This window comes from Paenibacillus humicus NBRC 102415, from assembly GCF_004000905.1.
Classification (GTDB): Bacteria; Bacillota; Bacilli; order Paenibacillales; family Paenibacillaceae; genus Paenibacillus_O; species Paenibacillus_O humicus.
This window is the reverse complement of sequence record NZ_BIMD01000011.1, coordinates 114,438-124,178: the sequence shown is the minus strand read 5'-3', so window position 1 is coordinate 124,178 and position 9,741 is coordinate 114,438. Positions and strand designations below refer to the sequence as shown.

Below are 9,741 nucleotides of genomic sequence, written 5' to 3'. Positions count from 1 at the left end.
CCAGGACGGCCAGCCGCCTGCCCAGGGCGACGGTCCGGGGAGCACGGCGCCGGGCGACAGCGCAGCGCCGGGAACGGGCGGCCAGAGCGATTCCGGAGCGTCGGCCAACTCGGGAGACAGCGCGTCCAGCTAAGAGACGAAGGCGAAGGATCGTTCGCGCCGCGGCGGAACTCCAGGGACGAGCCCAGCTCGTATGGAGCCGCACCTCTGCCGACAGTCAGGCGGAATGGAGGATAAGCATGCGTCATCAAGCCAACCCGATTGTCGGGTTGGCTTTTTTCCTTGAAAAGCGGGAGAGCAACAGAGACGGGGGCGCCTGGAATGAAGTCGGGCTCGCCGCCTGCCAGGATGAAAATGTAGAGGAATGAAGCGAAAGTATGACGAAGTAACGCAAAGTATTTCTTGGTATGGTATACCAACCGTCTCATGCGGAGAAGAAACCGAAGAAAGCGATGAAAGCGATGAAAGCGATGAAAGCGATGAAAGCGATGAAAGGGAAGAAAGCACCGATTGGCCGGAGCCGGCTTACGCATGGGCATGGGGCCGGCCTCATAGGACCTGCTTGGGATGATGCAGAGAGCAATCAGCCTTCCTCGGGTACGATGACCTGCAAGTACCCCGGCAGGATGCTCAGCTCAACCGGAAGAGCCGGCCCTTCGTCGCCATCGACATTGGTCCGGAGCGGCTTCGGCGAGGTGATCCGGATTTTCTTGGCCGTGAAATAGACGACCTCCTTCTTGTCTTTCAGGCTGCCGAACCAGAGCGACAAGCCGGCCGCAATCGTATCAAAGACGTTCATGTCCCGGATAATGAAGCCGTGGATCAATCCGTCGTCGACGGATGCATTCGGCGAAAGCTTCTCGAAGCCGCCGACCGAGTTGGTGAGAGCGGCGAGAACCAACGGAGAATCGCCTTCCCAAATCTCGCCGTCATGCTCGACGACGATGGGATGGGCAGGGCTGCCGAGCAGCTCCTTGATGCCTTCCTTCAAGTAGGCGAGAGCGCCGAGCCTGGACTTTTCTTCCGAGCTCACCGCGGCGACGGATTCCGCCAGCGAGCCCGCGGCGACGACATTCGAGAAGAGGCGGCCGTTCAGCTGACCCAGATCGACGGTTCTCACATTGGAGGAGGACAGCGCTCGAATGGCTTCCTCGGGATCGAGCGGAATCCGGAGCGCGCGAGCAAAATCGTTGACCGTGCCGAGAGGGACGATGCCGAGCTTCGGCCGGTGATCCTGATCCATGATGCCGTTGATCGTTTCGTTCAATGTGCCGTCTCCGCCTACCGAAACGACCAGGTCGCAGCCTTCCCGGCATGCTGCCTGGCAGAAGCGGGTCGCATCGAGGGCTTGGGCGGTTTCCTTTCTGGCCACCTCGTAGCCTTTGCGGCGCAGAACCTCTTCGATCCGGTTGCTGTAGTCGAGCGCCTTCTCCTTGCCGGAGGAAGGATTGAGGATGATCATGGCTTTGTTCATGCCCTTATTTCCTCTCTGATTTGGAATGGTATCATAGGAGATTACCACTGATGAGGATAATCGAAGCCATAATCAGCGGGACATAAACCAGGATGATTATGGTTGCAAAAACAAGAGGAGATGGCCTCGTCTTCGACCCTCTCTGGAGCCATGAAGCGGGATTGGGAGACTGCCATCGACCCCCGTGCAAGGTTGCCGCACGGTCGGCAGACGAGCGCGGGCTGCATATCGCCATCCTCTTTTCAAACCGGAAGAAATGTGGGATGCTCCTTGTGGGCTGGGCCGCGTGAAGCGGTGTTCTCCGGCGGGAGAAGATGCCGCAGGATGCACACACGCTGGACCGGGACTTGCCTGAAGGCAGCGAAGGGGGAGCCATTGCATGTCAACCGAGTGGAGTCTGGAAAGGGCAAGAAGCGAGGCTGCTAAAATCATTGCCGAAGCCAGGACAGGGGCGGACGGATGTCCGGAGCCTTTGCGCACCATCCTGCGCGAGCTTATCGAGAGAGCCGATCCTTCGAGGACGGCTGGCGGTTCCAACTATATTACGTACATGCTGCCGGTCTGGGCAGGGGAGCAGGCCGGCGCGCCGGCCTCCGTATGCCGCGATCTCGCTGTCGGCAGCGTCTATATGATGCTGCATTATTTCCTGCTGGACGACGTCATGGACGGCGAGGAAATGCAGCTCAACTCGAAATCAGCCTTGGCGGCGTCCCAATTGCTGCATTCCTTGTTCCTGGAACGGTACAGCCGGCATTCGGCCATGCCGCCGCAGCTTTGGAGCGACTATCTCAGGCATACGGAGGCGTGGGGGCTGGCTGCAGCGATGGAGAAAATCCGGCGCGCCGATCCCTTGGACGTCCCCGGTCTGGCGCGCAAGTCCGCCCCGGTCAAGATCGGCGCCTCGGCTGTCTGGCTGGACGCCGGCCAGAAGGAGCGCATCCTGCCGGCAGAGCAGGCGGTCGAGCTGGCGCTCGCCTCGCTGCAGCTGGCGGACGACTGGGCGGACTGGCGAGAGGATCTGGCTTCCGGCGAGGAGCGCAGCAATGCCTTTCTGACGCTGGTCAGACAGGAGCTTGGGCTGACGGAAGAGCAGCCTCTGGAGGATAGGATGGTCCGCCGGGCAGTCTATCAGGACGAAGTGCTGGAGCGGCTTGCGGCCATCGCGAGAAGCCATCGCCGGAGCTTGTCCGAGCTTCCGGAAGCGGCCCCGGGCCTTGTCTGGTTTCAGCAAGAGGTGCTCTCGGGCATCGAAGCCGATGCACGCTCAGCCCGGCAAACGGCCATGAGGCTGGCGGTCGAAGGGGGATTCTCTCATTATTTGTCGAATCAGGAAAAAGTATAGGTACTTTCGTCGCGATATGTGGTAGATTATAGGAAGATTTACCCATAACCCTTCGAGGAGCCGTGATCTCATGTCATCCCAATCGTTGAAAGTGCAGATCATTCAAAAAGCATGGAAGGACGAAACCTTCAAAAAGCAGCTGCTTGCCGATCCCAAAGCCGCCATCAAGGAAGCATTCGGCGTTGAACTGCCGGATGACATCCAGCTCACGGCCGTGGCAGAAGCGGACAAGCATTTCTACCTCGTGGTGCCGCCGAAACCGGAGGATTCCGTTGACGCGGCTGGCAACGTCGAGCTAGTCTGGTAATATAGAAGCGGCTGTCAGCTCCGAAGCGAGCTGCTGCACAAGGGGGAACCGAATCGTCACTTCGGTTCCCTTTCCTTTTTGGCTTTTGAAGGCGATGCTGCCATTCATGACCTCGATGATCCTCATCGTGACCATCGTTCCGAGTCCTGTTCCTTTCGACTTGGTCGAAAAGTAAGGAACCCCGAGCTTAGACAGCTGCTCCTCGTCCATGCCCTCTCCGTTGTCCTTGATCCGCAGCACGGCCTCTCCGCCTTCTGCACAGGCGGTCAGCTCGATCAATCCGTCCTCCCCGAGCGCCTCCACGCTGTTCTTGATGAGATTGATCAGTGCCTGCTTCAGCTTGGAGGCGCTGCCCATGATTGCGAGCCCTTCCTCGGAGTAGATCGCCAGACTTCCCCCGTTCATAGACGTATGGGGTCTCATGATCAGATCCAGCTGCTCCAGCAGCTCGGATATCTCGATTCGGGAGACGACCTCAAGCTCAGGCTTGGCGAAGGTGAGGAAGTCGGTAATAATCTCGGCGGCGCGGTCCAGCTCGCTGACGGCGATCGTAATGTAGCTTTGGCTTTTGGCGTCGTCCTTCTTGGCGAGGAGCTGAAGGAAGCCTCTCGTGACCTGCAGAGGATTGCGCACTTCATGCGCGACGGATGCGGCCAGGTCGCTGATGATCTTCATCTTCTCCGTCCGCTCCAGCCGCAGGTTGAACAGCTCCAGCTGGTGGGAGTAGGACAGCAGCGTCTTGTAGTCGGACGAAACGCGGCGGGAGAGGATGACGACAAGCGAAAAGATGAAGGCCACCACGCCGAGCTTCCAGAGAAAAAGCACATAGCTTTTGCCGCTGGCGTAGTACAAAATCAAATCGGTGGCGCTGGAGCCGGCAAAAGCGAGCAGACCGGCCGACAGCACTCGCGCTTGACGGTCGCCGCGCCGCCCGTGGGCGATCGACAGGAAGGAGATCCAAATCAGCTGCACCAGCATCAGCAGGCCGATCGCAATGACCGAGACGATCGAGTAGAAGCTGTAGAGCTTGCCGTCCGACAGCTTGTAGGCGATGTAGGCGGCAATGCCGAAAGCCGAATAGCAGGCCTGCCACCGGCTGAAGCGGAGGAACCGGGGAGACTTCCGCTCCAACGTCTCGTTGACGAAGTAGCCCAGCGCAGGGAACATCGTGTACAGAGACAGCTCGAACAACGCCAGGAAGAAGGGCCCCGCCGATGGATAATACAGGTACAGCAGCGGAGAGTAGGCTGCGATCAGAATGCCTGCCGTAAGCGCGATGACGCAGAGCGAAATCCATAAGCTGCGCTGACGCTTGCTCAGGAAGCTGGAGCAGACGAACATCAGAAGCGCCAGATAAACGACCGAGACGCCGAGCAGCAGGCTCGGCAGCTCTTTTCGGATGTAGCCTTTCTCCAGATCGTCGAATTCCCCGAGCCGTACGGAAGAGAGGAATCCGGCTCTCCCGGCCGTCGTCACGATGCGTACATCCAGCTCGGTTCCCCGATCGGATACGTCGAGCGGCAGCAGCAGCCGGGTCTGATCGAACTCGAAGCCGCGCCGAGACTCATACAGCAGCTCTCCGCGTTGGTAGACCTGCATCTCCAGCCCATACATGCGCCCTACAAGCAGGCCCGGCCGGCGCCAGGCATCTGTCGCCGGCACCTGCAGCCGAATCCAGACGCCCTTGGCGCCATCGGGCAGCTCGACAAGCGTATTGTCCGTGCCGGCTTCCTCCCAGGAGCCGCTGAGGGGAGGGGAGGCTCCGTTCTTCTCATCCGTTGCGATCGGCATGACCTGCCAGCGGTCCAGGGGGGCTTGCGGCGTAGAAGCCCAGCTCATCGCAGGCCATGACAGCAGAACGACTGCTGCGACAACAAGAGTAGCCAAGGTGTAAAGGAAACGAAGCGGTTTCATAGATTCCTCCGTCGAACGCGATCTTCCTCGAATTATACCGCGACATCCCTCGACTTGTACGCAAATTCCGACAAAATCCGAGTAATTTTCGTGTTGCAAATCGGGCTTGGAGGAAAGGGTGGGAAAGAGAAGCATCTCAGCGGAATGGAGGGAGGTTTCTCTCTGTCCTTGCGCCGGTCGAGACTAGGGTTCGGAGCCGCTTTGCGGTATGATAGCGGCAGAAGGAAGTTCCCGGTGAGGACAATCGCGCTTGGTCATTCGAGCGAGGATATAGAGGAGGAATTATGCTCGTACAGATCGTTGGGGTCGGCAAGCTGAAGGAGAAGTACCTGGTGCAGGGAATCGCGGAGTATGCGAAGCGTCTGGCGCCTTATTTGAAGTTTCAGGTCATCGAGGTTGCGGACGAAAAGGCCCCCGACACGCTCAGCGACGCAGAGGTTGCGATCGTGAAAGCCAAAGAAGGCGAGCGGATCCTGGCCCAAATCAAGCCGGACGCGCATGTGATCGCTCTGGCCATCGACGGAGCGCTCTGGAGCTCCGAGGACCTTGCCCGTGAACTGGACCGTCTGGGCACCTACGGGACCAGCCATGTCGTGTTCGTCATCGGCGGCAGCCACGGGCTGTCCGATGAAGTGCTGCGGCGCTCCCAGCAGCGCATGAGCTTCGGCCGGATGACGCTGCCCCATCAGCTGATGAGGCTGGTGCTGACGGAGCAGGTGTACCGGGCGGTGAAGATTAACCGGGGTGAACCGTACCATAAGTAGGGCGAAAATTATTTTTGTCAAGCTTACATTATTAGGCTAGATATAAATATTTAGATTGGGATAAACTAGTAAGTAGCCAATTCGTTGATTGGGGGGTCTCAAGTGATAAAAGAAAATGTCTTTCAAGTTAGAGCTGAGAATCTAACAAAAGAAGAAATACTTCAATGGACATCATTTACTGAGAAGGACCAGTTCATTATTAAAAAACTTCAAGGAAATTCTAGTAAATTGCTTGTAGGACCTAGAGGATCAGGCAAAAGTATGCTGATGAGATGGGCATATTACTCAAGTATTGAAAATGAACCTGAAATTCTTCCGATATACATAAATTTTGAAAAATATTTATACATTGAACCAATTCTTCATCAAGCATCTAATGGTAATGTGATTTTTACTAAGTGGGTACTATCAAAAGTTATTACACAAATCGTACCTACTTTGGTTGAGTGCAATCGGTACGATTCTGAAAAGTTTTCAAAAGAAATTTTAGATTTTTTTAAAGTCGATATAGAGTATTTACAACGGTTAACTTATCAGTTAGAGGGCGGGTCAGCAATTGATAGAATTGAAGAGTTGACATCCAGCGTTGATCTAAGTGTTGGTAATGTGATCGCATTTATAAAACACATTCTAGATCAGAACAATATGAAAAGAGCTATTTTACTATTGGATGATGCAGCTCATGCATTTTCACCTAGGTTACAAAAGGAATTCTTTGAAATATTTCGTGTTTTAAAGAGTAGAGAAGTTTCTGCTAAAGCAGCGGTATATCCGGGACTTACTAATTACAGCCCATATTTTAACATAGGGCATGATGCGTTATTTCTCGATGTAGGTTATTCTCCCGATGAGCCTGATTATATTAGCTTTTTTGATGATATCATGGAAAAAAGATTTGGAGATGAGGTCTTTACAAAGTTAAAGGAAAATAGAGCAGGTTTAAACAATCTTTATTATGCAGCGAACGGTATCCCTCGCGGATTAATAGTTATGGTTGAATTCTTATTAGACGATAATACTCGTAAAAAGATAACGCAACGAGAATATTATGATGCCATAGATATGTGGACAGAAACAGTCTCAAAAAACCACGATTCATTGAAGATTCGGATTCCAAGATATAAGAACTTTGTTGATGTTGGCTCAGAAATAATGGAAAGGCTTTTGGAACTTATTAAGGAGTACAACAAGGGTAAGGATAAAAGTTCTAAGGCGGTTTATATTGGGATATCTAACCCAATTTCAGCCGAGTTACAAAAAGTAATTGATTTTCTCGAGTATTCGGGATTGCTTAGAGAGAAGAAAAATATTAGTAAAGGTATAAAAGGAGTTTACACCAGATACCTTGTCCATTTAGGTAAGCTAATTCAAGCGAACTCTTTTGCAGAAGGAAAAACCAAGACGTTAGCATATTCCAGTGATTCCATAAGCAATTCGAAACTTCGGCAATTTGCTCGAATCCAAGCAGATAGGATTTTTTCTGAAGAGGTAAAAAGTAGATGTCAGTTCGATTTACCTCCATGTAATAATTGTGGTGCACCAAGAGCTTCCGAACAGGCAAAATTTTGTACTGGGTGTGGAGCTGAGCTGAGAAGTGCATCTATTTTTTATGAAATAATTGAACAGGAAATAGATGTTCTTCCGCTGACATCAAAAAGAATTCAACGAATTAAAATTGACTCTGAAATTAGAACTATCAAGGATATATTAATGGACGAAAATGGAATTGAACTAAAAAAAGTTCAGAGAATTGGCGCGTGGTGGGCTGATAAGATAAGGTCTTATGCAGAAGAGTTTATCGGGGGATAATATGAAAGTTCCGACGGTCAATATAAGCGAAGAAACACTCACCATAGAATATTCGAGATTTTTTGTAACTGAAAAAACTAAAAATTTGAGTCCAATTGATACATTTTATAACGAATGCACTGAGTTAGTGAAAATGACAGAGCCTTCAATGTTGAATGAAAACCCCTCGCTTTCAAGGTTATTAGTTCTGGGTTTTGTTTCGGCTGTTGAGAAGTATTTGCGCTCGATATTTTGTGAAGTAATTTATTTATGTCCGCATGCAAAAAAGAAATCCTCTGAGCAAAAGATCAAACTCGGTTCGATAGACTATTATGGGCTTAAAAAAGCAGCAGAAGGAATATTTGAAGAAAATTCTTTTGCATCCTCAAAAGAAATACGTAGCCTATCTTCTTCCCTATTAGGATTTACTATCAACCAAGGTACTTCATTAGATGCTGCGTTAAAGGAATTTAATAAAGTTTGTCATCTAAGACACTGTGCTGTTCACGGGGCTGGAAAGTTAAATGCACATAATGCTAAAGAATTGGGAATAACCGACGATTTGAATGAAGACGAGCATAAAAACTTATTGGCAGATTCAAATGCGCTACAAGACGCTTTGAAGATATGTTTTTCATTTGTTCGCGCATTTAACCAAGCATTGTTTGAAAATGCTATTAAAAGTTGGGTCGGCAATGTTATTAAAGGTGGGTGGCACTCAGAGAAAGTTATTTTTGGAGGACTAATTCAAGCATTCTGGTCAGCAGTGGATAATAGTTCAACTCCTGACCTTAGAAAGATGTACCGGGAAATAGTCCCAATTATTCAACCTAAGGACGTTTACCCCGAAGACGAGCGAAACTATAAAATTTTACGAACATTGATCAAAAGCTTTATTGAAGGTTCTAGCAGAGATGATCGGTTCTTTAATGATCTTGAGAGATTGAGTTATTTTGAATTGATATCTTTGTTTAGAACTCTTCAGTTTTATGATCACGAGGAACTAAAATATATTTTTGAAAGAATAATTGAAAAGGCGAAAAAGGATCATGTTCAACTTGCTGCAATTCATATTATTTTAAGTCTTGGTGAAGATCTACAAAATCAACCAACCGAAGCTCCCCAAGAACCGGAAACTGAAGGAATAATAAAGACAATTCAGGTAGCCTACAATAATTATGGCTATAAGTTTGAAGAGTTGTTCCCGTTCCTCTCTTTATTGGAGATAAGTACAGTTGAAATAATCATAAACACATTACCATTAATCGGTATTGAATTACTATTTCACGAGTTAGATAAAAGAGGCTACAAAGAAATTGAAAGTGTCTCGCAAAATCTAGAAGTTTTGGATATTGAGGAAAATGACATTCAATTGGCAGGCTATTACATGCTTAATGCTAAACATATGGATGACTATATGGAGGATATTGAAGTTGTAACCAATTACGTACTTAGAAAAAATGGTTCTTTTGAATTAACTGCATTTGAAACCCTCTAAATGGGGGTTTTTTGTTCTTTTAGCTGAGATAAAAATTTCGCATTTGAGATGATACGCTGAACCGTATCATAAGTAGGGCGAAATTTTTCCTAGTCCATGTCTATTGAATAATCTTACTCATGATTTTACGAATACTCATTGTATCTCCAGATTGGGCCACAAAAAATGGGATATTTAGATGATTACTAATTTCACGAGCATACTCAATCTCTGCAGTTTGAAAGCTTTCAAGGAGTTTAGAATCGAACTGGTATCCATCTCTTTGAGAAAATCTTTCTTGGATGGAGCCTATTAAATCAGTCAGTACAATGATAATGGTAGGTGATATTCTACTAAATGTCTCAAAGGGGATGCGTGTAATCTCACTGGACTGATTGAGTAGGCAGAAGTGTCCGTCAAGCAAGAACCAGCCACTGATCGTAAGTCGATTTAACGAGTTCGATAGAAAATCTTGGTTTTGTTCTATATCTGGAATCAATTTGTTACGCGAATAGACTTCTTCTTTTTCATTAGATATCAACTTACTTGCCGAAAAGTGGGGAATTTCGTGTAGCGTAGCGAGATCTTTGCATAATGAGGTTTTACCGACTCCATGAATACCACCAAAAAAAATCATTTTTCTCAAAAGTGTAATCCTCCATTCGGCTTTCTAAG

Annotated in this window: 8 protein-coding genes; 5 read left to right on the top strand and 3 right to left on the bottom strand. The window is 49.5% G+C overall.

Annotated features, from left to right (window positions below; all coding sequences use genetic code 11):
• Positions 1 to 583: 583 nt before the first annotated feature.
• Complete coding sequence (locus tag PHU01S_RS09910; RefSeq protein ID WP_048750006.1) at positions 584 to 1,474, bottom strand: diacylglycerol/lipid kinase family protein; 891 nt, start codon at positions 1,472 to 1,474, stop codon at positions 584 to 586.
• 379 nt (positions 1,475 to 1,853) lie between these two features.
• Between PHU01S_RS09910 and PHU01S_RS09905 the strand changes: the two genes are divergently transcribed.
• A complete protein-coding gene (locus PHU01S_RS09905) occupies positions 1,854 to 2,816 on the top strand; it encodes a hypothetical protein (protein WP_127507426.1) in 963 nt (320 codons plus the stop codon).
• A 70-nt stretch (positions 2,817 to 2,886) separates the two neighbouring features.
• Positions 2,887 to 3,123: an NHLP leader peptide family RiPP precursor gene (locus PHU01S_RS09900; RefSeq protein WP_021877630.1), complete on the top strand. Its 237-nt coding sequence runs from the start codon at positions 2,887 to 2,889 to the stop codon at positions 3,121 to 3,123.
• Here PHU01S_RS09900 and PHU01S_RS09895 read toward each other — a convergent pair.
• Positions 3,112 to 5,037, bottom strand: coding sequence for an ATP-binding protein (locus PHU01S_RS09895; RefSeq protein WP_164763039.1), 1,926 nt, complete (start codon positions 5,035 to 5,037; stop codon positions 3,112 to 3,114). The two genes, PHU01S_RS09900 and PHU01S_RS09895, sit on opposite strands and share 12 nt — an antisense overlap.
• 284 nt (positions 5,038 to 5,321) lie before the next feature.
• Here PHU01S_RS09895 and rlmH point away from each other — a divergent pair, with 284 nt between their 5' ends.
• The 3 genes from rlmH (at position 5,322) to PHU01S_RS09880 (ending at position 9,087) form a co-directional block, all read left to right on the top strand.
• Complete coding sequence (rlmH, locus tag PHU01S_RS09890) at positions 5,322 to 5,801, top strand: 23S rRNA (pseudouridine(1915)-N(3))-methyltransferase RlmH (protein WP_049868593.1); 480 nt, start codon at positions 5,322 to 5,324, stop codon at positions 5,799 to 5,801.
• Positions 5,802 to 5,903: 102 nt separating this feature from the next.
• On the top strand, positions 5,904 to 7,610 hold the full coding sequence (locus tag PHU01S_RS09885; protein ID WP_127507422.1) for a zinc ribbon domain-containing protein: 1,707 nt from the start codon (positions 5,904 to 5,906) through the stop codon (positions 7,608 to 7,610).
• A 1-nt stretch (position 7,611) separates the two neighbouring features.
• Positions 7,612 to 9,087: a hypothetical protein gene (locus PHU01S_RS09880; protein WP_127507420.1), complete on the top strand. Its 1,476-nt coding sequence runs from the start codon at positions 7,612 to 7,614 to the stop codon at positions 9,085 to 9,087.
• Between the two features lie 100 nt (positions 9,088 to 9,187).
• On the opposite strand, the gene PHU01S_RS09875 is transcribed toward PHU01S_RS09880, so the two are convergent.
• Positions 9,188 to 9,703: an ATP-binding protein gene (locus PHU01S_RS09875; RefSeq protein WP_246029192.1), complete on the bottom strand. Its 516-nt coding sequence runs from the start codon at positions 9,701 to 9,703 to the stop codon at positions 9,188 to 9,190.
• Between the last annotated feature and the right edge of the window lie 38 nt (positions 9,704 to 9,741).

Bases quoted from the DNA above. Each gene is read 5' to 3' on its own strand.
- PHU01S_RS09910 (WP_048750006.1), bottom strand. From the start codon at position 1,474: ATGAACAAAGCCATGATCATCCTCAATCCTTCCTCCGGCAAGGAGAAG.
- PHU01S_RS09905 (WP_127507426.1), top strand. From the start codon at position 1,854: ATGTCAACCGAGTGGAGTCTGGAAAGGGCAAGAAGCGAGGCTGCTAAA.
- PHU01S_RS09900 (WP_021877630.1), top strand. From the start codon at position 2,887: ATGTCATCCCAATCGTTGAAAGTGCAGATCATTCAAAAAGCATGGAAG.
- PHU01S_RS09895 (WP_164763039.1), bottom strand. From the start codon at position 5,037: ATGAAACCGCTTCGTTTCCTTTACACCTTGGCTACTCTTGTTGTCGCA.
- rlmH (WP_049868593.1), top strand. From the start codon at position 5,322: ATGCTCGTACAGATCGTTGGGGTCGGCAAGCTGAAGGAGAAGTACCTG.
- PHU01S_RS09880 (WP_127507420.1), top strand. From the start codon at position 7,612: ATGAAAGTTCCGACGGTCAATATAAGCGAAGAAACACTCACCATAGAA.
- PHU01S_RS09875 (WP_246029192.1), bottom strand. From the start codon at position 9,703: ATGATTTTTTTTGGTGGTATTCATGGAGTCGGTAAAACCTCATTATGC.